The organism is Streptomyces sp. STR69 (assembly GCF_024519455.1).
In the GTDB taxonomy this organism is placed as follows: Bacteria; Actinomycetota; Actinomycetes; order Streptomycetales; family Streptomycetaceae; genus Streptomyces.
This window is the reverse complement of sequence record NZ_JALJRY010000008.1, coordinates 293,152-319,360: the sequence shown is the minus strand read 5'-3', so window position 1 is coordinate 319,360 and position 26,209 is coordinate 293,152. Positions and strand designations below refer to the sequence as shown.

Annotated in this window: 23 protein-coding genes; 16 read left to right on the top strand and 7 right to left on the bottom strand. The window is 70.7% G+C overall.

Annotated features, from left to right (window positions below; all coding sequences use genetic code 11):
• Positions 1–6: 6 nt before the first annotated feature.
• Genes OC490_RS17690 through OC490_RS17670 form a run of 5 tightly spaced genes read left to right on the top strand, consistent with a single transcriptional unit; the run spans position 7 to position 5,179 of the window.
• Entirely contained in the window at positions 7–1,590 is a 1,584-nt protein-coding gene (locus OC490_RS17690; RefSeq protein ID WP_262058911.1) for an ABC transporter substrate-binding protein, read from the top strand.
• On the top strand, positions 1,587–2,624 hold the full coding sequence (locus OC490_RS17685) for an ABC transporter ATP-binding protein (RefSeq protein WP_262058910.1): 1,038 nt from the start codon (positions 1,587–1,589) through the stop codon (positions 2,622–2,624). Before OC490_RS17690 ends, OC490_RS17685 begins: the two co-directional genes overlap by 4 nt.
• Positions 2,617–3,603 carry an ABC transporter ATP-binding protein gene (locus OC490_RS17680; RefSeq protein WP_262058909.1) on the top strand — a complete coding sequence of 329 codons (987 nt, stop codon included), beginning with the start codon at positions 2,617–2,619 and terminating at the stop codon, positions 3,601–3,603. Before OC490_RS17685 ends, OC490_RS17680 begins: the two co-directional genes overlap by 8 nt.
• Positions 3,603–4,394 carry an alpha/beta fold hydrolase gene (locus tag OC490_RS17675; RefSeq protein ID WP_262058908.1) on the top strand — a complete coding sequence of 264 codons (792 nt, stop codon included), beginning with the start codon at positions 3,603–3,605 and terminating at the stop codon, positions 4,392–4,394. Before OC490_RS17680 ends, OC490_RS17675 begins: the two co-directional genes overlap by 1 nt.
• Positions 4,391–5,179: an IclR family transcriptional regulator gene (locus OC490_RS17670; RefSeq protein WP_262058907.1), complete on the top strand. Its 789-nt coding sequence runs from the start codon at positions 4,391–4,393 to the stop codon at positions 5,177–5,179. The genes OC490_RS17675 and OC490_RS17670 overlap by 4 nt, the downstream gene beginning before the upstream one ends.
• Here the strand turns inward: OC490_RS17670 and OC490_RS17665 are convergent.
• The gene (locus tag OC490_RS17665) at positions 5,133–5,939 is read right to left on the bottom strand and encodes an alpha/beta fold hydrolase (RefSeq protein ID WP_262058906.1); all 807 of its coding nucleotides are present in this window, start codon (positions 5,937–5,939) and stop codon (positions 5,133–5,135) included. The two genes, OC490_RS17670 and OC490_RS17665, sit on opposite strands and share 47 nt — an antisense overlap.
• 41 nt (positions 5,940–5,980) lie before the next feature.
• Positions 5,981–7,144 carry an Lrp/AsnC family transcriptional regulator gene (locus OC490_RS17660; protein ID WP_262058905.1) on the bottom strand — a complete coding sequence of 388 codons (1,164 nt, stop codon included), beginning with the start codon at positions 7,142–7,144 and terminating at the stop codon, positions 5,981–5,983.
• Positions 7,145–7,227: 83 nt separating this feature from the next.
• On the opposite strand from OC490_RS17660, the gene OC490_RS17655 reads away from it, so the two are divergent.
• Positions 7,228–8,508 carry an amidohydrolase family protein gene (locus OC490_RS17655; protein ID WP_410098662.1) on the top strand — a complete coding sequence of 427 codons (1,281 nt, stop codon included), beginning with the start codon at positions 7,228–7,230 and terminating at the stop codon, positions 8,506–8,508.
• A gap of 5 nt (positions 8,509–8,513) precedes the next feature.
• Here OC490_RS17655 and OC490_RS17650 read toward each other — a convergent pair whose 3' ends face one another.
• Entirely contained in the window at positions 8,514–9,584 is a 1,071-nt protein-coding gene (locus OC490_RS17650; protein WP_262058903.1) for an LLM class flavin-dependent oxidoreductase, read from the bottom strand.
• Positions 9,585–9,729: 145 nt separating this feature from the next.
• Here OC490_RS17650 and mgrA point away from each other — a divergent pair, with 145 nt between their 5' ends.
• From mgrA to OC490_RS17605, 9 genes are all read left to right on the top strand, one after another.
• Positions 9,730–10,773 carry an L-glyceraldehyde 3-phosphate reductase gene (mgrA, locus tag OC490_RS17645; protein WP_262058902.1) on the top strand — a complete coding sequence of 348 codons (1,044 nt, stop codon included), beginning with the start codon at positions 9,730–9,732 and terminating at the stop codon, positions 10,771–10,773.
• 51 nt (positions 10,774–10,824) lie between these two features.
• On the top strand, positions 10,825–11,823 hold the full coding sequence (locus OC490_RS17640) for a Dyp-type peroxidase (RefSeq protein ID WP_262058901.1): 999 nt from the start codon (positions 10,825–10,827) through the stop codon (positions 11,821–11,823).
• A gap of 110 nt (positions 11,824–11,933) precedes the next feature.
• Positions 11,934–12,815, top strand: coding sequence for an FAD binding domain-containing protein (locus tag OC490_RS17635; RefSeq protein ID WP_262058900.1), 882 nt, complete (start codon positions 11,934–11,936; stop codon positions 12,813–12,815).
• Complete coding sequence (locus tag OC490_RS17630) at positions 12,812–13,327, top strand: (2Fe-2S)-binding protein (protein WP_410098659.1); 516 nt, start codon at positions 12,812–12,814, stop codon at positions 13,325–13,327. The genes OC490_RS17635 and OC490_RS17630 overlap by 4 nt, the downstream gene beginning before the upstream one ends.
• Positions 13,324–15,720, top strand: a complete 2,397-nt coding sequence (locus OC490_RS17625; RefSeq protein ID WP_262058899.1) for an aerobic carbon-monoxide dehydrogenase large subunit — start codon at positions 13,324–13,326, stop codon at positions 15,718–15,720. Before OC490_RS17630 ends, OC490_RS17625 begins: the two co-directional genes overlap by 4 nt.
• Positions 15,721–15,731: 11 nt before the next feature.
• Entirely contained in the window at positions 15,732–16,613 is an 882-nt protein-coding gene (locus OC490_RS17620) for an XdhC family protein (RefSeq protein ID WP_262058898.1), read from the top strand.
• Positions 16,610–17,503 carry an AAA family ATPase gene (locus OC490_RS17615; protein WP_262058897.1) on the top strand — a complete coding sequence of 298 codons (894 nt, stop codon included), beginning with the start codon at positions 16,610–16,612 and terminating at the stop codon, positions 17,501–17,503. Before OC490_RS17620 ends, OC490_RS17615 begins: the two co-directional genes overlap by 4 nt.
• Positions 17,500–18,126 (top strand): SRPBCC family protein, encoded by a 627-nt coding sequence (locus OC490_RS17610; RefSeq protein ID WP_262058896.1) that lies wholly within the window; start codon positions 17,500–17,502, stop codon positions 18,124–18,126. The genes OC490_RS17615 and OC490_RS17610 overlap by 4 nt, the downstream gene beginning before the upstream one ends.
• The gene (locus tag OC490_RS17605) at positions 18,123–19,337 is read left to right on the top strand and encodes a vWA domain-containing protein (RefSeq protein ID WP_262058895.1); all 1,215 of its coding nucleotides are present in this window, start codon (positions 18,123–18,125) and stop codon (positions 19,335–19,337) included. The genes OC490_RS17610 and OC490_RS17605 overlap by 4 nt, the downstream gene beginning before the upstream one ends.
• A gap of 96 nt (positions 19,338–19,433) precedes the next feature.
• On the opposite strand, the gene OC490_RS17600 is transcribed toward OC490_RS17605, so the two are convergent.
• Positions 19,434–20,399: a LysR family transcriptional regulator gene (locus OC490_RS17600; RefSeq protein WP_262058894.1), complete on the bottom strand. Its 966-nt coding sequence runs from the start codon at positions 20,397–20,399 to the stop codon at positions 19,434–19,436.
• Between the two features lie 311 nt (positions 20,400–20,710).
• Here OC490_RS17600 and OC490_RS17595 point away from each other — a divergent pair, with 311 nt between their 5' ends.
• A complete protein-coding gene (locus tag OC490_RS17595) occupies positions 20,711–21,463 on the top strand; it encodes an NPP1 family protein (RefSeq protein ID WP_410098682.1) in 753 nt (250 codons plus the stop codon).
• A gap of 25 nt (positions 21,464–21,488) precedes the next feature.
• Here the strand turns inward: OC490_RS17595 and OC490_RS17590 are convergent, their stop codons facing one another.
• From OC490_RS17590 to OC490_RS17580, 3 genes are all read right to left on the bottom strand, one after another.
• Positions 21,489–22,904, bottom strand: coding sequence for an FAD-binding oxidoreductase (locus OC490_RS17590; RefSeq protein WP_262058893.1), 1,416 nt, complete (start codon positions 22,902–22,904; stop codon positions 21,489–21,491).
• A 103-nt stretch (positions 22,905–23,007) separates the two neighbouring features.
• Positions 23,008–25,608 (bottom strand): helix-turn-helix transcriptional regulator, encoded by a 2,601-nt coding sequence (locus tag OC490_RS17585; RefSeq protein WP_262058892.1) that lies wholly within the window; start codon positions 25,606–25,608, stop codon positions 23,008–23,010.
• A 62-nt stretch (positions 25,609–25,670) separates the two neighbouring features.
• Complete coding sequence (locus OC490_RS17580; protein ID WP_262058891.1) at positions 25,671–26,189, bottom strand: hypothetical protein; 519 nt, start codon at positions 26,187–26,189, stop codon at positions 25,671–25,673.
• Positions 26,190–26,209: the final 20 nt, after the last annotated feature.

The following is a 26,209-nucleotide window of genomic DNA, read 5'->3' as shown; positions in this document are numbered from 1 at the left end:
GCGGTCATGATGACGAACCACACCTTCACGCGCAGAAACGCGCTGGCACTCGGCGGCAGCACATTCGCCGGTCTGCTGCTGGCCGCCTGCGGCGGTACGGCCACCACGGCCGGCAGCACCTCCGGGAAGCCGGTCAAGGGAGGAACCCTCACCATCGGGCTCGACGCGGAGCCCACGGTCGGCTTCGACCCGCAGGTGGCCCAGGCGTTCTTCGACCAGCAGATCGTCTCGGAGTTCTACGAGGGCCTGCTGAGCCTGGACAGCAAGGGCCAGATCAAACCCGGTCTTGCCAAGAGCTACCAGCAGGTGGATGCGACCACCCACCGCTTCACACTCCGCGACGGCGTCACCTTCCACGACGGCACCAAGCTCACCACCGACGACGTGATCTTCAGCCTGGAGCGGCTGGTGAATCCTGCGACGAAGTCGCCGTACACCCAGCAGTACCGGATCAAGACGGTCACAGCCGTGGACGCCAGTACCGTCGAGGTCAAGCTCAGCTCGCCTCAGCCGTCGCTGTACAACTTCCTGGCCCGCCCGTGGAGCGGGGCCATCATGAGCAAGAAGTGGACGACGTCCCGGACCGCGGACCAGCTCAAGACGTCGGAGAACGGCACCGGACCCTTCTCGCTGAAGAAGTGGTCGAAGGGCATCTCCATCACGCTCTCCGGCTACAAGGGCTACTGGGACAAGCCGAAGCCGTACCTCGACACGGTGATCTACCGGCTCATCCCCGACGAGACCTCCCGGGTGGCCTCCCTGCGCTCCAACTCGGTGCAGCTGATGTCCTTCCGCGACCTGCGCACGGTGAGCGACATCAAGAGCACCAGCGGTGTCACCGAGGCCAACAGGCCCATCGTCTCCAGTCTGTGGCTCAACATGAACACCCTCAGCGGGCCGCTCGCCGACAAGAGGGTGCGGCAGGCGTTCAACCTCGCCATCGACCGCGAGACCCTCATCAAGACGCTGGGCAGCGGCTCCGCCAGCTTCGGCTACGCCATCCCGCCCCAGGACCCGTACGGCATCACGCCCACCACCGCCGACCCGATGTACCAGCACGACCAGGCGAAAGCCGTGGCCCTGCTCAAGGCCGCCGGCAAGAGCAATGTCAGCATCGAACTGACCGCCCCGAGTGATTCCTCCTACGGTCCCGACATCTCCGCCATGGAGCTGATGAAGGCCCAGCTGTCCAAGGTCGGCATCACCCTCAACCTCAAGCTCGTGCCGTTCGCGAGTCTCGTGCCGAAGGTACTGTCCGGCGACTACAGCGACATGATCATGCTGACCAGCGTGCTGAACGCCGACCCGAGCCAGTACCTCGACCTGTGGTTCGCCAAGGGCAGCCCGGCGACCAAGGTGAAGGACCAGCACCTGTGGGACCTGATGGCCGCCGCGAAGAGCGAGCAGGACAACGCCAAGCGGATCACGCTCTACCACCAGCTCGCCCAGTACATCGCCGACGAGGCCTACCTGCTGGTGCCCTACGCCAAGGCCGGGGGAGGCGAGGCCTGGCGCAACCAGTTGCACGGCTACCAGCCGGACGCCACGGGGACCCGCCTCAACCTCAAGAACGCCTGGCTGACGTCGTGAAAGCGGACACCCTGATTCCCTCTCTGGTCGGTGCCGGGACCGACGGCACCGACCCGGTCCTCGACGTCTCGGGACTGCGCATCGGCTTCGGCGGCTCGGACGTCGTCTCCGGTGTGGATCTCCGCGTCGAACAGGGCGAAGTGGTGGGCCTGATCGGCGAGAGCGGCTGCGGCAAGTCCAGCGTCGCGCTCGCCGCCATGGGGCTGCTGGGCCCGGGCGCCGACGTCCGGGCCGACCGGCTGGTGGCCTGCGGTACGGATCTGCTGGGCAGCGGCGACGCGGAGCTGGAGCGGCTGCGCGGCGACCGGGTCGCGATGGTCTTCCAGGAGCCGATGACCTCACTGAACCCGTGCATGCGGGTCGGCACGCAGGTCGCCGAGGTGCTCCGGATCCACGGGAAGGCCGGCCGGAAGGAGGCACAGGAGCGGGCGGTCGACCTGCTGCGGCTGGTGGAGATCCCCTCCCCCGAGCGCAGGGCCCGGCAGTTCCCGCACGAACTGTCCGGCGGTATGCGGCAGCGCGTCGTCATCGCCATCGCGATGGCGGGCAACCCGCGCCTGCTGCTGGCCGATGAGCCGACGACCGCCCTCGACGTCACCGTGCAGGCCGAGATCCTGCGCCTGCTGCGCTCGCTCCAGCAGGAGCACGGCATGGGCATGCTGCTCATCTCGCACGACCTCGGTGTCATCACCGCCATGTGCAGCCGGGTACAGGTGATGTACGCCGGTCAGGCGGTGGAGTCCGGCACCGTCGACCAGGTGCTGAACGCGCCCCGGCATCCCTACACCCGGGCGCTGCTCGCGGCGGTGCCCCGGATGCGGGAGAGCGACGGCACCCCGCTGACCGCGATCCGCGGCCAACTCACCGACGACGCCCGCCGGTTGCCCGGTTGCCGCTTCGCACCCCGCTGCCCGCTGGCCGCCGACGCCTGTACCGCGCCCCAGCCGTTGCGGCCCGTCGGCGACGGGTGGGTGTCGCGCTGCTGGCGTGACCTGGACGACACCCCGACCGCAGCCGGAGGAAACGATGACTGAGACGCAGCCCGACCTGGCCGGGAGCGAGCCGCTGCTCGAACTCTCCGGCATCGGGCACGAGTTCGGCGGTCGCCCGGGCCGCTCCGGTGTCCGGGCGGTCGACGACATCACACTCGCCCTGAACCCCGGCGAGACGGTCGGCCTGGTCGGCGAGTCCGGGTGCGGCAAAAGCACGCTGGGCCGGATCGCGACCCGGTTGTACCGGCCCACGCGGGGCGCGGTGCGCTTCGAGGGCAAGGACATGACCCACAAGCCCAAGAGCGCCGACCTGAAGGCGTTCCGGCGTGCGGTGCAGATGGTGTTCCAGGATCCCAACGGCTCACTGAACCCCCGGCTGCCGGTCGGTGCCAGCATCGAGGAACCGCTGCGCGCCCGAGGGGTGGCGCGCGCGGAACGCCGTACCCGGCTGGCGGAGGTCCTGGAGGAGGTCGGCCTCGACGCGTCGGCCGCCGCCCGCTATCCGCACGAGTTCTCCGGCGGTCAGCGCCAACGCCTCGCGCTGGCACGGGCGTTGGCCCCGCAGCCGTCCGTGATCGTGCTCGACGAGCCGACGTCGGCGCTGGACGTCTCCATCCAGGCGCAGATCCTCAATCTGCTCCAGGAGATCCAACAGCGCGACCGCATCGCCTACTTGTTCATCTCGCACAACCTCGGTGTGGTCCGCCACCTCAGCGAGCGGGTCGCGGTGATGTACCTCGGGTCGATCGTCGAACTCGCCCCGGCGAAGGAGTTGTTCGGGGATCCGCAGCACCCGTACTCCATGGCGCTGCTCTCGTCCGTCCTGGAGCCGGGGGACGACGGGCCGGGCGAGCAGATCGTCCTCAAGGGCGAACTGCCCTCCCCCTCGGACATTCCGGCGGGCTGCCCCTTCTCCTCCCGCTGCTGGCTGGCCGACGACCGCTGCCGCAGCGAACGCCCCGCGCTCGTCGAACGGACACCGGGCCATCTGACGGCATGTCACAAACCAGGGAGTCACTGATGACGGACACACTGCGTCGCGGCTACGCACCCAGCCGTTTCGGTCAGTTGCACTATGTCGAGTGCGGTACGGGCGAGCCCGTACTGATGCTCCATCAGACGCCCCGGTCCTGGACCGAGTACCTGGACGTGCTCCCCCGCGTCGGCGCCGTGCACCGGGCGATCGCCATGGACACCCTGGGCTTCGGCGCCTCCGCGAAACCCGACGAACCCCACTCCGTCGAGCGGTGGGCGGACGCGGCCGACGACCTGATCGAGGAACTGGGCCTGGAGGAATTCCATCTCGTGGGCCACCACACCGGCGGGGTGATCGCGGTGGAGCTCGCCGCGCGCCACGGCAAACGGGTCTCCAGCCTGTTCCTGTCCGCCACGCCCTTCATCGACGAGGAGAAGCGGAGCACGGTGGACGGGCGCAAGCCCGTCGACCATGTCGTCTCCAGCCCCGACGGCTCGCATCTGCTCGAACTGTGGAACCTCCGGCGCCCCTTCTACAAGAAGGGCGAGGAGGCCGCCCTCAACCGGTTCATGGTCGACGCGCTGACCGTGCTGGACCGGGTGGAGGAAGGGCATGTGGCGGTCCGGGGCTCGATGCTGGACCAGCGGCTGCCCCTCGTCACCGCCCGGACCCTCGCCGTCTGCGCCTCCGAGGACCACTTCTCGATGCCGGGCCTGGAGAAGTTCGCGGACGCCGGCTGCGAGACGCTGGTCATCCCCGGCGGACATGTCCCCGTGCCGGAGCAGCTGCCGGAGGAGTTCTCCCGGCACATCCTCGACTGGGTGGCGGCGGGATGACCACCGCCGGCACGGTCCGGGAGGGCGACGAGCGGCCCAACTCGGTGCTCGGCAAGGTGAGTCTCATCCTGTCGGCCTTCGGCGACGACGACTTCTCGCTGGGTCTGGCCGAGCTGCGGAACCGTACCGGCATCGCCAAGGCCACGGTTCACCGGCTCTGCCAGGAGCTCGTCGCCACCGACTTCCTGGAACGGGACGGCTGCAACTATCGCCTGGGCGTGCGGCTCTACGCGATGGGCCTGCGCTCCCCGCTGCAGCGCACCCTGCGCGCGGCGGCCAGGCCCGTCATCGAGAGCCTCGCGCAGAGCCTCGACAACGCGGTCATCCTGGCGATCCCGCACGACTCCGAGCTGCTCTGCGTCGAGAACCTCGGCACCCACCGCAACCGGGCCCGCTCCACCGCCGACGGCAGACGTCTGGAGCTGCACAGCAGCGCTGCGGGCAAGCTCACCCTCGCGCTGCTTCCCGAGCAGTACCCGCTCGGGGAGGTCATGCACTCGATGGTCCGCCGCACCCCGCACACGCTCGGCCCCGCCCAACTGCCCGGCGAACTCCGCCGTATCCGGGAACAGGGCTACGCGGTCGAGGTCGAGGAGAAGCGCCTCGGCTACCTCGCCGTCGCGGTGCCCGTACGCGGGCGGGACGCAACCTACCTGGGCGCCCTGTCGGTCATCGCGCCCACGGCCGGCAGCAGGATCACCCGGCTGCTCTCGGCCCTGACCCAGGCATCGACCATCATCACGACCCGACTCGCTCGCTACGACTCCCTCCACGTTCCCCTCTAGGAACGGGCCCCGCACCGCTCGCGACCAGGGCCGCCACGAACCCCTCGAAGTTGTCCCCCACCATGTTGTGGCCCGCGTCGGGGACGTCCACGACCGGGATGCCGGCCTGCCGGACGGCGGGCTCGTCGGCGTAGGGGCGGTTGCGGGTGCCGATCAACATCACGCGCGGCTGGGGAAGGCCGTAGAGGAGTTCCGCCGTTCCCGGGGTGGTCCCGGTCACCAGGGCGACGGCGCTGCGGTGCAGGATCGCGGGGTCGGCCACGCGCATGCGTGCCGCGTTGCCGGGCTCAAGGCCGGCCAGGACCGTGCGGAATCCGTGGCTGACGAAGTCCGCCTCGCCGTATGCGGCGATGGCCCTGCTGCCGAGGCCGCCGCCCGCGCGCAGGTTGGGTTCGGCGACGACGAGGCGGGAGACCAGGTCGGGGCGGGTCGCGGCGAGGACGATCGCGACGGCGCCGCCCATCGAGTGCCCGATGAGCACGGCGTCGGCGATACCGCAGTGGTCGAGGACGGCGGCGACCGTCCCCGCATGGGCCTCCAGGGTGCCCGGGAAGTCCTTCGGGTGGTCGCTGTAGCCGTGGCCGAGCAGGTCGACGACGATCGCGCGTCCGCCCCGCAGGTCGGGGTGAGCGGCGACCCCCGCGAAGTCGGCGGAGCCCGCGGAGCCCAGCCCGTGGAGGTACACCCGGGCGGTGCCCTCGCCGGGGAGGTCGATCCAGCGCAGGTGGCCGCCGGCCTCGGGCAGGTTCATGGAGCGCATCTGTGGTCCTCAACAGCCTTCAGTAGTAGTGACGTTGGCCTTCATCGCGAGAGGCGTTCGTCGTCCGGTACCGCGAGGAGCTGGTGGGTGCCCTGGGGTTCGCGCAGGGGCACGACACCGACGCAGCGGCCGTCGCGGTCCAGCAGGCGGCCCATGTGCTTGACCGTGCGCAGGACCACCGAGCGGTCGTCGATCACCAGCCGTGGCAGCCGGCGCGACAGATGTGCTTCGAAGGTGTGCACGTCGGCCAGGGCGCGCAGCCACACGTCGATCACCAGGTTGTGCGGTCCCGCGGTGATCGCGCAGGAGCGGACCTCGCGGACACTGGACAGGACGCGGCTGGTCTCCTCCAGGTACTGGGCGGGCACCGACGCGAAGTACACCGCCGACAGTGGCCAGCCGGACAGCGGCCGGGCCAGGTCGCAGCGCAGGCTGACCCGTGAGGCCAGCAGCGACTGGAGGCGGCGGCGCACCGTGGTGAGGCCGACTTCGGTGGCGGTCGCCAGGGCGCGGATCGACATCCGGCCGTCGGAGCTGAGCAGTTCGAGGAGCTGCGCGTCCAGGGAGTCCCAGGGCGCGGCGGGGCCGGTGCCCGTGTCGGGCGGTATGTCCGAGGCCTGGCTCGCCTCGATACGGGCGCACTGGGCCGCGTCGAGACTGCGCAGCCGCCAGCGGCTGCCCTCGGTGGGGACACCGGTGGAGACGTGGGTGCGGGTCGCCCGTACGCCCGGGGTCTGTTGGAAGAGCCGGGTGGTGAGGTGGGCGAGTTCGTCGAGGTCCCTGGTCTGTACGGCGGTCACGATGTCCCGGCCACCCGCGGTGATCTTGACGTTGGCCACGACGTGCTCGGCGGCGAGGGCGCGGGCCACCTCCTCGGCGACGCCCGGTTCGGTGTCGACCTCGACGACGCCGGTCACCACGATGCGGGAGTCCGACAGCCGTGGATAGGCGGTGACCCACGCGAGCCCCGCTTCCTCCAGCCGCTGCCAGCGCCGGGCGACCGTCACCGGGTTCACGCCGAGGACGTCGCCCACCAGGGTCCACGGGGCCCGGGGGTGGATCTGCAGCGCGTGCACGACTCCGCGGTCCAGTTCGTCGAGATCAGCGGCAGTGAAATCCTGCGCCTCCTGGGACGGCGCATTCCTGCGTGCCCGACTGAAATCGGGATCGGAAGCTGCACCGTGACCCGGCGTTGTCTCGTCCATTGCAGACTCCCTTTCGCCTGTTCCTGATACCGAGGTTCCCCACCCCCGAGGTTCCTGATACCGAGGAGTGATTCGGCCCCACCATGACGGATGCCATGACGCAAGACACCTTTCGGACCGCTTTGCGCGTCGAGAACACCCGCCTCATCGACGGTACCGGTGCCGTCCCGGTGGCCGACGCCGTCGTCCTCGCGGACGCCGAGGGCACGCTCACGTACGCCGGACCAGCGGCTACGGCCCCACCCGTGCCCGGTGACGGCTCGGCGGTCCGGATCATCGACGCCGGCGGCCGGACCGTGCTCCCCGGGTTCTTCGACTGCCACACCCACCTCGCGTACGCGCAGGGCTCGCCGCCCGGGCGGCGCGGCGAACTCGACCCGGTGCTCGTCACCTACGACACCGCGACCCGGCTGCGGCAGACCCTGGACGCGGGCATCACCACCGCCCGTGACCTGGGCGGACTGTCCACCGGGTTCCGTACCGCCGTCGAGACCGGCCGGATCGTCGGCCCCCGGCTGCACACCGCCGTACGGATCATCAGCCACACCGGCGGCCACGCCGACTTCCGTCTCCTGGACGGCACCGACCTCAGCGGCGGCGAGATGGCCGAACTGGCCGACACCGTGGACGAGTCCCGGCTCGCCGTCCGCAGGATGCTGCGCGCGGGTGCCGACGTGATCAAGATCTGTGCGAGCGGCGGCATGGCCAGCCCCTACGACCAGCCCGAGGACGAGGGGCTGATGGAGGAGGAGATCCGGGCCGTGGTGGACGAGTGTCGGCGCCACGGCGGGAAGCCGGTCGCCGCGCACGCGCAGGGCACCGCGGGCATCCTCAACGCGATCCGCGGCGGTGTCACCAGCATCGAGCACGGCTACGGCCTGGACGAGGAGGCGCTGGACCTGGCGGGCGAGCGCGGGACCTACGTCGTGCCGACCCTGTCCACCGTGTTCGCGGGCATCGACAAGGACCTGATGCCGGAGCACCACTACCGGAAGAAGGTCCGCTGGTCGGGCATCACCAAGGAGAACATCGCCCGCGCCATCGACCGGGGCGCCCGAATCGCGCTCGGCACCGACGCCGCCGTCTGCCCGCACGGCCAGAACCTGCTGGAACTCCGCTTCCTCGTGGACCTCGGCATGGACCCCATGGCCGCGATCGTGGCCGGCACCCGTGTCTCCGCCGAGCTCCTGGGCCTGTCCGACCGGCTCGGCACCCTGGCCGCCGGCAAGACCGCCGACCTGGTTCTGTGCGAGGGCGACCCGCTCAAGGACATCGGCGTGCTGGGCGATCCCGGCAACATCGTGTGCGTCGTCCAGGACGGCGTCGTACGCAAGGATCTGCTGCCCCCGGCCGGGGCGCGCTGACCGTCTCACCGTCGGAGGGCCGGCAGGACCGAGGCGCCGACGGTCTCGATCAGGTCGGTGGGCGGGTCGTAGGAGCCGACGTGCTGGAGGAACACGTCGGTCACTCCCGAGGCGCGCAGGGTGCGGAGCCGTTCGGTGATCTGGGTGGGCGTGCCGAAGAGGCAGAACTCCTCGGCGAACCGGACGGCCGTCTCGTCGCTGATCCAGGCCGAGCAGATCTCCACGGCCGCATCCCAGTCCTCGGCGTGCACGAGGTCCGGGTAGACGCCCTCGACCGTCGCGGGGACGTCGGCTTCGATGCCGGCGAGGGCGAGGAAGGACGCGCCGCCGTTCTGGGCGATCGAGGCGCAGATCGGTTTGATCAGGCGTGCGTCGGCCTCGATGTCGTCGGTCACCTCGCAGAACGCGGACACGGTCACCGGCAGTTTCCCGGCGGACCGGCCTTCCGCCTCGGCGCCCTCCCGGACCCGGGCCGTGGCGGCGGCCAGGGTGCGCGGCGAGACTCCGCTGAGCAGGATGAACCCGTCGGCGATCTCCCCGGCGAGCCGCAGATTCCGGGGGCCGCTGGCCGCCAGGTGCAGCGGCACGGACGGCTGGGGATCGCGGAGCCGGGAGCGGATCTTGCCCTCGAAGTCCCACTCCCGCCCGTCCAGCAGGGCGCGCAGCATGGTCAGCCCCTCGCGCAGTGCCGCCGAGCCGGTCTGCGGCAGGCCTACGGGTCCCACGGAGCTGTTGCCCACGCCGAGGCCGAGGGTGAACCTGCCGGGCGCGAGTTCGGCGACGCTGCGCGCGGCCGACGCGACGACGGACGGGTGCCGGGTGGCCAGGTTGGTGACGGCGGTGCCGAGGCCGATCCGCTCGGTGGCGAAGGCCGCGGCGGTGAGGGTGGTGAACACGTCCCGCCACAGCAACTGCGAGTCGGGGAACCACACTTGGTCGAAGCCGAGGTCCTCGGCCCGGCGCGCGGTCCGGGCCACCCGGTCCGCCCGGTCGCAGGGCGGGATGCGCACGCCGATCCGCAGTGGTTCCTCGTCGACGTCCACCGGGTCGACGCCCACCGATATGTCGCAGTTCATGAAAAGGACCCTAGGGACGAACGAGGGGCCGCCGAACAGCAGCGGTCCGCTCAGCGATCCGCTGCCGGATTATGCGTCGGCGCTGCTGAATGCGATGACCGGGATCGGTTGGACGCGCGCGACGGGCGCGGGCAGAGTGGGCGCGGTGAACCACATCGCAGATCCGGGGCGCTACGACAGCACGATGCGCTACCGACGCACGGGCCGCTCGGGGCTCGACCTGCCCCTGCTCTCGCTGGGCTACTGGCACAACTTCGGTGACGACCGGCCGTTCGAGACCCAGCGCGAGATCGCGCTGCGCGCCTTCGACCTCGGCATCACCCACCACGACCTGGCCAACAACTACGGTCCGCCCTACGGCGCCGCCGAGGCCAACTTCGGCCGGCTGCTGAAGCAGGACCTCGCGCCGTACCGGGACGAGCTGGTCGTCTCCACCAAGGCCGGCTGGGACATGTGGCCCGGCCCCTACGGCCAGGGCGGCGGCTCCCGCAAGTACGTGCTGGCCTCGCTCGACCAGTCCCTCAAGCGCACCGGCCTCGACTACGTGGACATCTTCTACTCCCACCGCCTCGACGCCGGCACTCCGCTCGAAGAGACCATGGGCGCGCTGGACACCGCCGTCCGCCAGGGCAAGGCCCTCTACGTCGGCATCTCGTCCTACGACGCCGAGCGGTCCCGTCAGGCCGCCGCGATCCTCCGCGAACTGGGCACTCCACTGCTCATCCACCAGCCGTCGTACAGCATGCTCAACCGGTGGATCGAGCACGACGGACTGCTCGACGCGGCGCGGGACGAGGGCTTCGGGGTCATCGGTTTCACGGCGCTGGCGCAGGGGCTGCTGACCGGGCGGTACCTGGACGGGATCCCGGAGGGGTCGCGGGCAGCGCAGGGCACGTCGTTCGACGCGGGCTGGCTGACCGAGGACATGGTGCGCCGGCTGCGCGCGCTCAACGACATCGCGGCCAAGCGCGGTCAGACGCTGGCGCAGATGGCGCTCGCCTGGGCGCTGCGCGACGAGCGGGTCACCTCGCTGGTGATCGGCGCCTCGCGCACGGAACAACTGGAACAGAACGTGGCCGCGCTGGACAACCTCGACTTCAGCGACGAGGAGCTGACCGAGATCGACTCGTACGCCGTCGACGGCGGGGTGGATCTGTGGCGGGACGCGCGGACTGGGAAACTCGGCTGAGTTGCGAGGTGCCGGCTGCACCTCCCAGGACACAGCGGAGGCGTGGAGTACATGACAGTTGACGGCTCGGTCGAGAGCACGGACGGCACCGCCGGTGGCGAGGGGGCCGTCCCGACCACGCAGGCGGTGCTGGAGTCCCTGACTCCCAGCGCGACCTTTCTCGTCGTCACCGTGGAGCCCGGCGGCGAGGAGGCCACACGCCAACTCCTCTCCGATCTGGGCGGGTTGATCCGGTCCATCGGGTTCCGCGCGCCGGACGGCCGGCTCAGCTGTGTGACCGGCATCGGGTCGGAGGCGTGGGACCGGCTGTTCGACGGCCCGCGCCCCGCCGAGCTGCATCCGTTCCGCGAACTCACCGGCGACCGCCACACCGCCGTCTCCACCCCCGGTGACCTCCTGTTCCACATCAAGGCCGTACGCGCCGATCTCTGCTTCGAGTTGGTCACCGAGATCATGGGCCGGCTGGGCGGCGCGGTCGCCGTGCGTGACGAGGTGTCCGGGTTCCAGTACTTCGACGTACGCGATCTGCTGGGCTTCGTCGACGGCACCGAGAACCCCGTCGGGGAGACGGCCCGCCAGGCGGTGGTGATCGGCGGCGAGGACCCGGAGTTCGCGGGCGGCAGCTATGTGATCGTGCAGAAGTACGTCCACGACATGGCGGCCTGGAACGCGTTGACGGTCGAGCAGCAGGAACGGGTCGTCGGACGCTCGAAGTTGACCAACATGGAGATGGACGACGACGTCAAGCCGGCCGACTCGCACATCGCGCTCAACGTCATCACGGGCCCGGACGGCACCGAGCGGAAGATCCTGCGCGACAACATGCCGTTCGGCAGCGCGGCACAGGGCGAGTTCGGCACCTACTTCATCGGGTACGCCCGTACGCCCTCGGTCACCGAACAGATGCTGCGCAACATGTTCCTGGGCACGGACTCCGCGTCCCACGACCGCATCCTGGACTTCTCCACGGCCGTCACCGGAAGCCTCTTCTTCGTCCCCTCGGCGGACTTCCTGGACGACCTGCCCGTCTCTCCAGGACGAGCAACTTAAGTGAACGGTTAACCAGCCGTTGACACCCCCGTCCGCCGGGCGCCCAATGAGGCCCGGACACGGCGCTCGGCCGACCGGCCAACTGCCGTGCAGGACAGGGGGATTGCGGTATGCAGGTTCCCGCTCCGTTCGAGTACCAGCGGGTCGGCAGCGTGGGCGAGGCGGTCGCGCTGCTCGACCGGCTGGGCAACACGGCACGGCTGGTGGCCGGCGGGCACAGTCTGATCCCGATGATGAAGTTGCGGCTGGCCAACTTCGAGTACCTGATCGACATCAACGACCTGCACGACGAGCTGGGTTACGTCCGGGTCGAACCCGGGCTCATCCGCATCGGCGCGATGACCCGGCACCGCGAGCTGCTGGAGTCGGACGAACTCGCCGCCGCCTTCCCGGTGTTCCGTGACGCCGAGCGTGTCATCGCCGACCCCGTGGTGCGCAACCGGGGCACGCTCGGCGGCTCCCTCTGCCAGGCCGACCCGTCCGAGGATCTGTCCGCGGTGTGCACGACCCTCGACGCCAGCTGTGTGATCCAGGGCATGGACGGCCAACGGGTCGTATCCATGGAGGACTTCCACCAGGGCCCGTACGAGACCGCCGTCGGCGACGCCGAGATCCTCACCGAGGTCCGCTTCCCGGTCCGCCCGAACGGGTCCAGCGCGTACGAGAAGGTCGAACGGCGGGCCGGTGACTGGGCGGTGGTGTCCGCCGGCGCGGCGGTATGGCTCGACGGCGACGGACTGATCGCCGACGCCCGGGTGGGGCTCGCCGCCGTGGGTCCTAACACCGCGGGCATCCCCGGCATCGCCGACGCCCTCCGCGGCCGGCGCCCGACCGAGGAACTGTACGGACAGGCCGGGGACATCGCCGCCGAGGCCTGCTCCCCCGTGACCGACCGGCGCGGCAGCGCCGAGTACAAGCGCCATCTGGCACGGGAGTTGACCGTGCGCGTGCTGCGCCGGTCGGTTGCCCGCATCGACGGACAGGAGGTGTGATCGTGCAGGTCAGCATGACCGTGAACGGCGAAGAGGTCACCCGGGAGATAGAGGGGCGGCTGCTGCTGGTCCACTTCCTGCGCGACCACCTCCGGCTGACCGGCACCCACTGGGGGTGCGACACCAGCAACTGCGGTACGTGCGTGGTGTGGTTGGACGGCGAACCGGTCAAGTCCTGCACCGTCCTTGCCGCGATGGCGGGCGGACACGAGGTGCGGACCGTCGAGGGGCTCGAACAGAACGGTGAACTCGACCCGGTACAGCGCGGGTTCGTCGAGTGCCACGGTCTCCAGTGCGGCTTCTGCACCCCCGGCATGATGATGACCGCGCGTGCGCTGCTGGACCGCAACCCCGACCCCTCCGACACGGAGATCCGGGAGGCGATCTCCGGGCAGATCTGCCGCTGCACCGGCTACGCCACCATCGTCCGCTCGATCCGCTGGGCGGCGGCCGAAGAGGCGGGCACCCGAACTTCCCTGGAACCGCAGGCCACTTCAGGGAGTTCGTCGTGACCGCCGTCTCCGAGAACGGCCACCGCACCGCGTTCGTCGACAACGACAAGAAGCCCTGCGGCCACGGCCGGATGCTGCGCAAGGAGGACCCGCGCTTCGTCCGCGGCAAGGGCCGCTACGTCGACGACCTCGACCTCCCCGGCATGCTGCACCTGGCGATCCTGCGCTCGCCGTTCGCGCACGCCCGCGTCCTCTCCGTCGACACCACCCTCGCCGAGGCCCACCCGAAGGTCCGTCTCGTCGTCACCGGCGCGATGCTCGCCGAGAAGGGCCTGGCGTGGATGCCGACCCTCTCGAACGACGTGCAGGCCGTCCTCGCCACCGACAAGGTCCGCTTCCAGGGCCAGGAGGTCGCCTTCGTCGTGGCCGAGGACCGCTACGCGGCCCGGGACGCACTGGAGTTGATCGACGTCGAGTACGAGCCACTCGACCCGGTGATCGACGTCCGCACCGCCCTCTCCCCCGACGCGCCCGTCATCCGCGACGACCTGGAGGGCAAGGCCGACAACCACTGCTTCGACTGGGAGACCGGCGACGAGGCCGAGACCGAGGCGGTCTTCGCCCGCGCGGATGTCGTGGTCACCGAGGACATCGCCTACCCGCGCGTGCACCCGGCCCCCATGGAGACGTGCGGTGCGGTCGCGGACTTCGACCAGGTCGACGGCCGCCTCACCCTCTGGTCCACCACCCAGGCCCCGCACGCCCACCGCACCCTCTACGCGATCGTCGCCGGACTCCCGGAGCACAAGATCCGGGTCGTCTCCCCCGACATCGGCGGCGGCTTCGGCAACAAGGTGCCGATCTACCCGGGTTACGTATGCGCGATCGTCGGTTCACTCCTCACCGGCAAGCCGGTGAAGTGGATGGAGGACCGTGCGGAGAACCTCATCAGCACCGGCTTCGCCCGCGACTACGTGATGCGCGGCGAGATCGCCGCCACCCGCGACGGACGCATCCTCGCCGTCCGCACCCAAGTCCTCGCCGACCACGGCGCGTTCAACGGCACGGCCGCCCCCGTGAAGTACCCGGCCGGCTTCTTCGGCGTCTTCACCGGCAGCTACGACATCGAGGCCGCCCACTGCAAAATGACGGCCGTCTACACCAACAAGGCGCCGGGCGGGGTCGCTTACGCCTGCTCGTTCCGCATCACCGAGGCCGTCTACCTGATCGAGCGCATCGTCGACTGTCTCGCCTACGAACTGGCCATGGACCCGGTCGAGTTGAGGATGAAGAACTTCATCCGCCCCGAGCAGTTCCCCTTCCGCACCAAGACGGGCTGGGTCTACGACTCCGGCAACTACGCGCCCACCATGGAACTGGCCAAGGAACTCGCCGACTACGACGCCCTGCGCGTCGAGCAGGCCGAGAAGCGGGCCCGCGGTGAACTCATGGGCATCGGCGTGTCGTTCTTCACCGAGGCGGTCGGAGCGGGCCCCCGCAAGGACATGGACATCCTCGGCCTCGGCATGGCCGACGGCTGCGAACTGAGGGTGCATCCGACGGGAAAGGCGGTCGTACGGCTCTCGGTGCAGTCGCAGGGGCAGGGGCACGAGACGACGTTCGCGCAGATCGTCGCCGAGGAACTCGGCATCCCACCGCAGGACATCGACGTGGTGCACGGCGACACCGACCAGACACCGTTCGGCCTGGGCACCTACGGCAGCCGTTCCACCCCCGTCTCCGGCGCCGCCGCCGCGCTGGTCGCCCGCAAGGTGCGGGACAAGGCCCGGCTGATCGCCTCCGGGATGCTGGAGGTGTCGGTCGCCGACCTGGAGTGGGAGAAGGGCTCCTTCCATGTCGCGGGCGACCCCGAGGCCTCGGTCACCATCCAGGCCATCGCGATGCGGGCGCACGGCGCGGGCGACCTGCCCGAGGGCGTGGAAGGCGGGTTGGAGGCGCAGATCTGCTACAACCCGGAGAACCTCACCTACCCGCACGGCGCCTACATCTGCGTCGTCGACATCGACCCGGGCACGGCGAAGGTCACCGTCCGCCGCTTCGTCGCGGTCGACGACTGCGGCACCCGCATCAACCCGATGATCATCGAGGGGCAGGTGCACGGCGGCCTCACCGACGGCGTCGGCATGGCGCTGATGGAGATGATCTCGTTCGACGAGGACGGCAACTGCCTCAGCGGCTCGCTGATGGACTATCTGATCCCCACCTCGCTCGAAGTCCCGGACTGGGAGACCGGGTTCACCGTCACCCCCTCCCCGCACCACCCCATCGGCGCCAAGGGGGTCGGTGAGTCCGCGACGGTCGGCTCGCCGCCCGCGATCGTCAACGCGGTGGTCGACGCCCTGAAGCCGTACGGCATCCGGCACGCGGACATGCCGCTCACACCCTCGCGGGTGTGGGAGGCGATGCAGGGCCGACCGACTCCGCCGATCTGAAGGTGACTGTGATGACCGGCAAGTTGAGTGCGCGGGCCCTCGAACTCACCGAGCGGCGAGTGCCGTTCGTCCACGCGCGCGTGGTCCGCGCCCAGGCGCCCGCCTCGGCACACCCGGGCGACGAGGCCATCGTCCACGGCGACGGCACCATCGACGGCTTCGTCGGCGGCCAGTGCGCCGAGGGCTCCGTGCGTACGGCCGCGCTGGGCGCCCTGCACGACGGCGGACCGCTGCTGCTGCGCGTCCTGCCGCAGGGGGACGCCGAGTTCCCCGAGACACCGGGAGCACGGGTCGTGATCAACCCCTGCCTGTCCGGCGGCGCGTTGGAGATCTTCCTGGAGCCGGTGCTGCCGCCACCGCTGATCGAGATCGTCGGGACCACGCCCGTCGCGGAGGCCTGCGTAGCCTTCGCCGCCCTCCTCGGCTACGCCACGGCCCGCTCGCTGCCCGAAGGACCGCCCAGTGCCCACACCGCCGCCGTGATCGTGGCCGGGCAGGGCCGGGGCGACGCGGAGTCCCTGCGCGCCGCCCTCGACGCGGGCGTCGGTCACATCGCGCTGGTCGCCAGCCACCGCCGCGCCGCCGCCCTGCTCGACGAACTCGGACTGACCGAGGCGGAACGGGCCCGCGTCCAGGCTCCGGCCGGGCTGGACATCGGCGCCCGTACGCCACCCGAGATCGCGCTGTCGATCCTCGCGGACGTGGTGCGGGTCGTCCATGCGGCGAAGTCCGCCGTGCCCGAGCGTCCTGCCCAGGCCGTCGACCCGGTGTGCGGGATGACCGTCACCGTGCACGCCGACACACCTCATCTCGCCACCGGGGAGGGCGAGTTCTGGTTCTGCGGGACGGGCTGCCGGGACCGCTGGTCCGCGGGTGGGCGGGCCACCGGGTGAGCGAACTCTTCACGGACGCCGACGACGTACGGCGGCGGCTCGACGAGGTCGGCCACCTCGTCGACGACGGCACGGCGACCGCCCTCCTCCTCGCCACCCTGCTCGACCGGCCACTGCTGCTGGAGGGCGAGCCGGGCGTGGGCAAGACCAGCGCGGCAAAGGCCCTCGCCAAAGCCCTCGGCACCCCGCTGATCCGACTCCAGTGCTACGAGGGGCTGACAGCGGGCGAGGCGCTGTACGAGTGGAACTACCAGCGCCAACTGCTCGCCGTCCGGCTCACCGAGGCACCCGGGCGGGAGCTGTCCGACGCCGACCTGTTCAGCGAGGAATTCCTGCTCGACCGGCCCCTGTTGCGGGCGGTGCGCCATCAAGGCCCACTGCCGCCCGTGCTGTTGATCGACGAGATCGACCGCGCCGACGACGAGTTCGAGGCGCTGCTCTTCGAGTTCCTGGGCGAACGGTCCATCAGTGTCCCGGAGTTGGGCACCTTCACCGCCGTACGGCCGCCCGTAGTGGTGCTCACCTCCAACCGCAGCCGGGAACTCCATGACGCGCTGCGCAGGCGCTGCCTCTACCACTGGATCGACTTCCCGACGCCCGAACGCACGGCGGAGATCCTGCGCCGCACGGTACCGGCCGCGAACGAGCCGCTGATCGCGTCCACCACCGAATTCATCGGCCGGGTACGCGAGTTGGACCTCGACAAGGCGCCCGGTATGGCGGAGGCCATCGACTGGGTCTCCGCCCTGGCGGCGCTGCGGGTCGCGCGGCTGGCGCGCGACGACATCGTCCGCACGCTCAGCACGGTCGCCAAGAGTCCCGACGACCGGATCGCCGTCGTCGGGGCCCTCGACGCACTCGGCTATCCCGAAGAAGCGAGGAGACCATGAAGATCGACAACGAGTTCAGCGTCGGTGTGCCGGTCGAGCGGGCATGGCAGGCGCTCACCGATCTGGAGGCCCTCGCCCCGTGCATGCCCGGCGCCGAACTCACCGGCGTCGACGGCGACGTCCACCGGGGCAAGGTCAGGGTCAAAGTCGGGCCCATGGTCAGCCAGTTCGCGGGGACGGCACGCTTCGTGGAGCGGGACGAGGCCGCCCACCACGCCGTGATCAGCGCGGCCGGCAAGGACATGCGCGGGGGCGGCAACGCGTCCGCCACGGTCGACGCCCGACTGCGCGGAGAGGGCACGGGCACGGTCGTGACGGTCAGCACGGACCTCAACATCAGCGGCAGGCTGGCCCAGTTCGGCAGCGGCATGATCAAGGAGATCTCGGAGAAGCTGTTCGCGCAGTTCGTGGCGAACGTGGAGACGCAGCTGCTGGCGACGCAGGACCAGCCGGAGGAGGTATCAACGGCGGAGGCGGAACCGGTCTCCGTGGCGCCGCCGCCCGTGCCGGCCGAGCCGCTGGACCTGATGCGGGTGGCCGGCACGTCCGTGTACAAGCGGCTGATCCCCGTCGTTGTCGCGGCCGTCGTCATCGCCGTGGTGGTCTACCTACTGGTCCGATGACACCGACCGGCCCGCTGCTGCCCGCCGTCGACCGAGCCGCCTTCGCCACCGCTCTGGCCACCCGGCTCAGGGAACACGGTGTGCCGGTGGGCCCGACCGCCATCCGGGACTTCGTGCTGGCGCTCGCCGCGGCCCCGCCCAGGACGCGGACCTCGCTGTACTGGACGGCCCGCGTCACCCTCGTACGCGACCATCCCCAACTGTCCCTCTTCGACGAGGTCTTCGACGCGGTGTTCGGGCAGTCCGTGCTCGCCCTCGACCCGAACGCCCGCCGCAATGGGCACGACGCGGGGGCCGACCGCCAGGACCCCGGCGGCGCCAACTCTCACGACCGTGACCCCGCCAGGGGTTCCGGTCTGCCGTGGGTGACCCTGCCACCCGCCGTGGACACCGCCGACCACAGTGCGGACAACGTCCTCACCGTGCCCGAGCGCCTGCCGAGCGATCTGGCGGCAGCGGTGGACACACCGTTCGGTGAACTGGGCCCTGAACAGGCCGAGTTGCTGGGTCGCTGGCTGGAGGCGCGACTGCGGGAGTGGCCTGTGCGCCGCACCCGGCGCCTCGCCGTGCGGACGGGCGGTCACCGGGTGGCGGTCCGGGAGACGGTGGCGCAGGCCCGGCGCACCGGTTGGGAGCCGGTACGGCTGGTCCGGGCGGGGCCGGTGGACCGGCCGCGCCGGGTCGTGGTGCTGTGTGACGTGAGCCGGTCGATGCAGGCGCAGGCGGTGGCGTATCTGTACCTGATGCGGGCCCTCGCGGTGACGACCCGTGCCGAGGTCTTCGCGTTCGCCACGTCGTTGACCCGGCTCACACCGGTACTCGCCCACCACTCGGCGCAGGAGGCCTTCGACGAGGCGACCGACCGGGTCACCGACCGTTTCGGCGGCACCCGCATCGCCCACTCCCTGGGCACCCTCCTCACCTCGCACCACGGCGGCACCCTGCGTGGCGCGGTCGTACTGATCGCCTCGGACGGCTGGGACGGCGATCCCCCGCGCCACCTGGCCACGGTCATGGCCAGACTGCGCCGCCGCGCCCACACGGTGATCTGGCTCAACCCCCGGGCCGCGGCCCCCGGTTTCGCCCCTCGCACGACGACGATGACGGCGGCTCTGCCGCACATAGACCTGCTACTACCGGCGGACAGCTTCGGCGCACTGCTGCGAGTGCCGGGGGAAATCGCGCGGCTCGGTAGGCGACGGGCACGATAGATTCCGGCGCACCGACGTGCCCCATGGGGGCGCGGGGAACTGCGCGACCAGCCCCCACCGGCCCGCAGAAAAACGACTACAGACCCATCGGAGCATTCAACTCCACAACGTCACATGAATCGCAGGCCGAAACCGCCCCGCCGTAACCCCGGCCCCACGCAACATCGCCTGCGTCGCCCGCGGCGTAGTGACGAACCGCCGCAGCTCCGCGGCAGCGGCCGGTGCTTCACGGTCGGGAAGCGTGAGCAGGTTCCACGAACCGCGAGCGGGGAGTTGGGGGCCGTTCAACCGACGGAGGTCGCCCTCGGCAAGATCCTTCGTCACGGCGAAGGCAACCGCGAGAGCAACTCCCTTGCCCCGCTTGGCCTCGTCGACGGACGCGGCATGACTCTGAAAGATCCGCTGGTTGTGTTCCGGGATACCCAGCCGCCGCAACACCGACGGCACCATCCCCGTCCGCCCGACCGCCGAGGGCCCCAACAGCCAGGTCTGCCCCCGCAGTTCAGCCGCTCCCGCACTCGCCCCGGCCCCGGTCGCGAGCGGATGATCGGGCCCTACGACGGCGATGACCTGGTAGTTGAGGAAGTGCGTGCAGGTCATCGTGGAGTCGAGGGTGGCGGGGCGGGGCCCGATCGCCACGTCGACGGAGCGGTTGAGCAGCAGGGGGGCGAACTTCTGCGGGCTGTGCACGCTCAGTTCGACGTCGAGGTCGTCGGCGCGCCCCGCGAACAGTTCGATCAGGCCGGGCGCGGCATGCTCCGCGAACAGGCTCGACGCGGCGACGCGCAGCAGTCGCCGACCGGAGGCGGCCTGCTTCACCTCAAGGATCGTCCGGTCCTGGAGTCCCAACAGCTCGGCGGCCCGGCTGGCCAGCCGCAGCCCGCCGGGGGTGAACGCGAGCCCGTTGGCCGTGCGGGCGAAGAGCTTGTCGCCGAGTTCCCTGCGCAGGTGCGCGATGTGGATCGACACGGCCGACTCGGTCACGGCGAGGTCGGCCGCGGCTGCCTTCACGGAACCGAGGCGGACGGTCGCTGCGAAGGCCCGCAACTGTGCCGGGGTCAACCGGAACCTCCCGCACTCACCACGGGTGCCCATTCACCTGTGCCGTGGACCTCAAATTAGCGCACCTGTTCGCCGAGAGCCATGGTCGCGCCTGGAGCCGCGGGGACACAGGAAAGGCACAGGCGGGAGAGTTCAGCGGTGCGCCAAAGCCCGTACACCGCAAGAGTGTTGACGTGCGCACACCCGACTGCGATGGTCTGGACCTGGCGCATCCAGTAGCGCCCCCACAGCCCAGAACTGGAGTCGGCGTGCCCGAACTGACACCCCCCACCGACAGCCCGGCGAGAGCCCCGAAGTCCCGCGGCCGGCGCCTGCGCCGCTCCGCCGTCGTCACCGTCCTCGGCGCGCTGGCACTCGTGGTCGGCCAGGCGACCGCCGCCCAGGCCAATGTCCTCACCCTGCTCCCGCAGAACGCCGACGGCCTGGAGCAGACCTTCTCCCCGGCCTACGACTACGACGGGGACGGCTGCTACGCCACGGCCGCCATCGGTCTGGACGGCACCATCAACCCCGGGCTGAAGCTCGGCGGCGACGTCAACGGGCACTGCCACGACATGGCCCAGCTGAACAACGCCAACACGTACTCGCGCGAGAAGTGCAACAACGACTGGTGCGCGGTGATGTACGCAAGCTACTTCGAGAAGGACCAGGTCACCCTGGGTCCGGCGGCGATCGGTCACACCCACGACTGGGAGCACGTCGTGGTGTGGATCAAGGACAACACGGTCCAGTACGTGTCGGTGTCGCAGCATTCCGCCTACCAGGTGTCGGCGGCCTCGGGGGTGCGCTTCGACGGCACACACCCCAAGATCGTCTACCACAAGGACGGCATCGGCTCGCACGACTTCCGCTTCGCCAACACGAACGACGAGCCCCCGGAGAACGCCACCGGTGGCTGGTTCTACCCGCGTCTGGTGGGCTGGAACGGCTACCCGGCGGGCCTGAAGGACAAGTTCCTGGCCGCCGACTTCGGTTCGGCCACGCTGAAGATCAGGGACAGCGACTTCAACTACGCCCTGTCCATCGCCAAGCCGTCCGGCATCTCGTTCGACCCGAACGCGTGATGCCGGCCCGGCCTCGGAGTCGGTGTCACGGGCGGGTCTCGTAGCGCGGTTTCGGGGTCGGGTGGATGTTCTGGTTGAGGCGGAAGACGTTGTCCGGGTCGCGGTCGGCCTTGATGCGGGCCAGCCGGTCGTAGTGGCCCCGGTAGCTGGCCCGGACACGTTCCTGTCCCTCGTCCATCATCATGTTCACGTAGGCGCCGCCCGCCGAGTACGGGTGCAGGGCCTCTTGGTAGTCGATGGCCCACGTCTTGATGAGTTCGGCGTTGGCGGGGTCCCTGTCGACGCCCGCGAAGACGGACGCCCAGCGTGCGTCGCGGTAGGCCCACGGGGTCTCGTCGTTGCCGACGTCGTGGGCGGCGCCGTCGATCGGGTAGAGGTGCATCGTCGACTGCGGGGTGGGGACCTCGGCGCCGAACTTGGCGTGGAGCTCCACGGCCTCGTCGGGGATGTCGTTGACGAAGTCGGCGCGCCAGTACCACTGGTCGCCGGGCGGGTAGAGCCCGTCGAACATGCCCTGCATGTCAGGGTGTTGCATGGGTCCGGCCGCGTGCAGCAGCGGTGCGGGCAGGGCGTCGAGCAGCGGGGCCATCTCGCGGGCGGCGGCCTCGGTGTCGCCGCCGGTGTAGCACCACACCACGCCTGCCGTCTTGCGCAGTTGGATCTCCTCGGGGAACGGCGGGGCGGGCGGGACGCTGCCGTGCAGGAAGAAGGCGTTCAGTTCGCGGGGCGCGTTGGGCAGGAAGTCCCGGTAGGCGGTGAGGACTTCGGCGCTGATCTCGACCGGCCAGAAGGTGGGCCCGGCGACGACCGTGCTGATCTCGTGCAGGCGGAACAGGAACGAGGTGACGACGCCGAAGTTGCCGCCGCCGCCCCGGACCGCCCAGAACAGGTCGCTGTTCTCGTCGGCGCTCGCCCGCACCCGGCTGCCGTCGGCCAGCACGAGGTCGGCCTCCAGCAGGTTGTCGATGGTCAGCCCGCACTTGCGGGTGAGGTGGCCGAGCCCGCCGCCGGTGGCGATGCCGCCGACGCCGGTGGTGGAGATGATGCCGCTGGGGGTGGCGAGTCCGTGCGCGTTGGTGGCGCGGTCCACCTCGCCCCACACACAGCCGCCGCCGACCCGGACCGTGCGGGCCTCGGGGTCCACGTGGATGTCCTTGAGCGGGGCGAGGTCGGCGACCACTCCCCCGTCGACGGTGCCGAGTCCGGCGCCGTGGTGGCCGCCGCCGCGTACCGCGAGGGGCAGGTCGTGGGCTCGTGCGAAGGCGATCGTGCGGGCCACGGCGTCCGCGTCGGCGCAGCGCGCTATGAGCGCGGGCCGTTTGTCGATCATCGCGTTGTAGACGGCGCGGGCCTCGGGATAGGCGGCGTCGTCCGGGCCGATCAACTGCCCGGTGAAGTCGGTCAGTTCACGACGGGCGTCCTGTGCGGGTGTGCTGGACATGCGGTCCCCCGTTTCGTGGTGCTCTGGATGACCTGCTTGTTCTATTTCGCCCGGAAGCGCACGGTCATCCGTGCGCGTCACCCAGCTCGGGGCCGTCGGGTACCTACGTTTCGCCGTCCGGCAGCAGCCCGAGTTCTGTGGCGCGGGCGGCGGCCTGGCGCCTGGTGGGTGCGTCCAGCTTCTCCAGTACGGCCCGTACGTGGTTGTCGACGGTCCGCACGGACACGACAAGGCGGTTCGCGATCTCCGGGTTGGTCAGACCGTCCACCAGCAGCCGTACGACCTGGAGTTGGCGTTCCGTGAGACCGGCCGGATTGCCCCGGGTCGCCGCGTGCGGGCCACGCGGGATACGGCGGACGCCGAGGTCGCGCAGCTCGGCGCGGACCAGGTGGGCGAGAGGTTCGGCGCCGAGTGCGTCGAGCCGGGCGAGCGCGGCGAGTTTGTCGGCCGGGTCGGGGCTCTCCGCGAGCGCTGCGGCGTGTTCGTAGGGGCAGCCGGCCTGCTGCCACAGGTCCGCGGCCCGTTTCCAGTCGCCGGCGGCCTGCAACGCGTACGGGTGATCGCTGTCGTCGACGGCGACAGGGTGCCCGACCTTGCTGAGCCAGTAGCCGAGTTCGGCCCGATAGGGCCCGTGGCCCAGCCGCAGCGCCTGCGCGTGGACCGGCCCCGCCGCTTCGGCTGCCGCCAAGTGATCGCCCCGCAGCCAGGCCGCCTCCGCCCGTACGGCCGCGACCGGGCCTGTGCGCTGCAACTCCCCTGCCTGTACGGCGATCTCCCAGGCCTGCGTGAGGAGTTCGTCGGCGCCGGGCCTGCCGCACCGGATGCGCACGCGGGCCAGAACGGTCAGCGCGGGACAGCGGGCCGGTATGAAGTCGTGCATCCCGTACTCGGCGTGCCGCTCGGCGCCCTCCCAGTCGGCGGCGGCGAGCCGGCGCATGGCCTGCTCGACGTGGAGGTAGTTGAAGAACCCCAAGTGCTCGGCCCGGTCGGCGAGTTCCATGGCCGGGGGCAGGTACCGGTCGGCCTCGGTGTACCGGAGGCTGTCGAGGAGGGACCAGATGATGTTGGCGTAGGACCGGCAGGCGTGTTCGACCTCGCCCGCGGCAAGCGCGACGGTGAGGCTCTCCTCCAACTGCCGTCGCCCGTCCGGGTCTCCGCTGCGCCAGCGGGCGGCGCCCACGTTGTTGAGGGCGTGGGCGAGGATCGCGGCGTCGTCCGTGCGGCGGGCCAGGGCGATGGCGCGCTCGCCGTGCGCGACGGCCTCGTCGTACCGGTCGGACAGCATGCGCAGTTGGGCGGTGTTGCTGAGCGCGAGCGCCAACAGCCGGTCGTCTCCGGCGTGTTCGAGGACGGCGATGGCTTCCCGTGCCGCGTCCTGGGCCTCCTCGGCGTGGCCCGCCCACCAGTGGATGCGGGACAGCCAGCGCAGGTCGGCGCCGAGCGCGAGGGTGTCGCCCAGCGCGCGACGCAGGGCCACGGCGTCCCGCTGGGCGGCGACGGCCTCGACGGAGTCGGCGATGGTGTAGCACTCGACCGCGTAGCGTTCGAGGAGGTCGGCGAGTTCGGCGGGGGTGTAGCGGTGGCGTTGCCGCAGCACGAGTCGCAGATGGGCGGCGGCCTCACGATGGGAACCCGCCTCTGTGGCGTCCCGGGCCGCGTGCGGGCCGTAGCGGGCGATGGCGTCCTGGTCACCGGCCTGCGCGGCGTGGTGGACGATACGGGCCGGGTCGGAGCCCGGCCGGGCCACGAGCGCGGTGAGGGCGCCACGGTTGAGGTCGATACGGCGGGCCGCGGGCAGGGAGTCGGCAATGGCGCGGCGGATCAACTCGTGCCGGAACGCGACCCGTTCGGGGGTCACGGTGAGCAGTCCGCGCTGTTCGGCCGCGGCCAGTCCGGCGACGCCGTCCGGCAACAGGGCGTCGACCAGGGGCCGTTCGACGGCCGAGGGCAGGACGGCGAGCTGCTCCAGCGCGTCCACACTCCGGCCGTCGAGTCCGCGCAGCCGGGCGAGCACCGCGTCGACGACGGTCGGGGGCACGCCCCCGGTGCCGCCGGCCGCCAGGACCTCGGTGACGAAGAAGGGGTTGCCCGAGGTCACCTCGTACACCCGCGCCGGGTCGAGTCTGCTGGCCGAACTGAGCGTGCGTACCGCCGACTTGGAGAGGCGGGCCAGCGGCAGCCGGTGCACGCGGTCGGCGCGGGACGCCTGGCCCAACAGGTGCCGCAGCGGATGTTCACGGCTGAGTTCGTCGTCCCGGTAGGTGAGGACGAGTACGGCGGGGAGCTGTTCCATCCGCCGCACCAGGAAGCGTAGGGCGTCCAGTGAGGCCTCGTCGGCCCAGTGGACGTCCTCCACGACGAGTACCGTCGGACGCGGTATCCCGGCCAGCTCTTTCTGGAGCGCTTCGTAGACGCGCTGGCGGTCACCGCCTTCGACGACGGCGTGGGCGAGTTCGGCGCCGACGCTGCCGACGAGGTCGCGGAACGGGCCGAGGGGGCGGCGGGTGGCGAGGTCGTCGCACTGCCCCAGGAGGATGCGCGAGCGAGGGGGCAGCCGGTCCGGCATGGCCTTCACCAGGCTCGACTTGCCGATGCCGGCCTCGCCGAAGACGAGCGCCACGGATCCGGCCCCGTCCGCCGCCTCACGCGCGGCCGCAGCCAGCCGTACCAGTTCCGACTCGCGCTCCAGGATCCCCCGATCCACGCCGTCGATTCTGCCACCCGCCGGGACATCCCGTCCGGGTATCGCACTCCGGACCGCCGAACTCACCCGGGCTGTCGGGGAGTTCGCGGGACCTTTTTCACCACCCGCACCGGCACGATCCGGTGTCCGCGGCGCGGCTTGGGGGCGTCGAGCATGCTGACGCCGTTGTAGTTGCGGCCGCGGACGTAGAACACGGGCGCGGCCACGAAGGTGACGAAGATGGCGACGACGCTGACGGAGAAGAGAACCGGCAGCGACTGCCCCTCGGGGAGGGTCTTGCCGCCCTCGTGGATGGCGTAGGCGAACGCGGTGACGAAGGCGATCAGACACAGTGCCCCGACGATGCGCATGATGGTCGCGAGCGTGCGCGTAGTGGACTGGTCGCGGACCTCGGCCAGCAGGGACGCCGAGCACTCGGTGCAGGTCAGCTCCACCGTGTGCTTGCCCGACGGGGGCCGCTTGACCACGTAGTGCGCGTCGGTCCAGGTGATCGTGCGCGTCTTCGGTTTCAGGATTCCGCCCGTGACCTTGTCACTGAGGATGTGCCGCACCGCGACCTCCGCGGTCCCCGTTGTATTCATGGTTCCTCCGGCATGCGCAC